The 1,498-nt window shown below is 45.5% G+C and carries 1 protein-coding gene; it reads left to right on the top strand.

What is annotated here, in order from left to right; all coding sequences use genetic code 11:
- Positions 1-1,366 (top strand): tetratricopeptide repeat protein (locus A3738_RS05165; RefSeq protein WP_156503978.1); only part of this gene is annotated, 1,366 nt, incomplete at its 5' end.
- Positions 1,367-1,498: the final 132 nt, after the last annotated feature.

The following is a 1,498-nucleotide window of genomic DNA, read 5'->3' as shown; positions in this document are numbered from 1 at the left end:
ACATACTGGCATTTTTGTGATGGTGACGGCAGAGACTTCAAAAGACATGGTCATGGGCGCTTTGGAATATCTTCCGGATGGGTATATTACAAAGCCGCTTACCAAGTCTGTTCTTCAGGAGAGAATGGATCGTCTTATTGAGCAGAGCGAAGTGCTCAAGCCGATCAATGCAGCGATTGATGAGGGCGACTCTAAGAAAGCCATTGCTTTATTGGGACAAGAGATAAAGCGTGAAACTCGTTATATTTTGTGGTGTCTTCGAACGCTCGCAAACTTGTATTATCACGAAGGTGAGATGGAAAAGGCGCGCAAGATCTACAATGACGTTTTGACGAAGCGTGACATCGGCTGGGCGCGGCTTGGATTGGGGCGAGTTAAAGCAGCTGTCGGCGAGGTAGAAGGAGCGGTCGATGACTTTACGCAAGTTTTAGATGTCAATCCGAATGTCATCGAAGCATATGATGAATTAGCGGATGCGTATTTGTCCATGAATCAACCGCGCGATGCACAGCGTACTTTAGAAGACGCCGTGGGAATATCGCCGCACGCGTACAATCGTCAACAAAAACTAGCCGAAGTTTGCACTGATAATCGTGATATTGAAGGGGCCGCAGGTGCTTATAAAGCCTCAATGAAACTTGGCTTTCACTCAGTTCATGATAAGCCAGAGAACTACTTGAATCTTGGTCGTTGCTTGTCTGATATGGCAGACGGCGACACAAGTGAGCTCGGTAAGAAACGCGCAAAGGAAGCTGTTCAGGTGATGGGGCGAGTCGCTAAGAAATTTAAGGATGATCCGACCGTTCGAATGAATGCTGCGTTGATAGAGGCACGGACTTATCAAGGTCAAGGGGATCACCGAAAGTCTGATGAGATTTTTGCAAAAGCAAAAAAACTAATCTCTGACCAAGAGCTTGATTCAGCGACTCAGCTAGAGTACGCAAGAACACTCTACAGCATGGGTGAGACTGAAGAGGCAGAAGGGTTGTTGTCTAGTTTAGCCGCTGCGGAGCAAGACAATGCTTCTATGATCAAGTCTATTAACGAGTTGATAGATGAGCCTGTTGGTCTTCAAGCTAAAGTGCGAGCAAGAAAACTCAATAAAACGGGGATTAAATCTTTTGAATCAGGTGATTTGGAAGCTGCGATTGAATCATTCAATGATGCTTTGGAATGCACGCCTAAGCATCCTGCGCTAAATCTTAATATTGTCCAAGTAACACTCAAGATGATCGAAACTCAAGGAGCGCTTGGTCAGTTGGTTAGTCGCTGTACGCAGTGCCTCGAAAACGTCGCCCATATCCCTGAACAGCATTCACAATACAAGCGTTATCAATTCCTGCAAAAGAAAGTCGCCGCGCTTTAAAGTGTTGGTAAATGATTTCGCTTCTTGAACTAGAGCGCTAGACGTTATCTTTATTGATCGTTGTCATGAACAGGTAGGCCTACAATAGCTGGCTTAGGGTTCGCTATGTGCATAACTTCCAGAAATTTTGTT

Source organism: Oleiphilus sp. HI0066 (genome assembly GCF_001635725.1).
The sequence above is the reverse complement of the archived record's forward strand: the minus strand, read 5'-3'. Positions and strand labels throughout refer to the sequence as shown.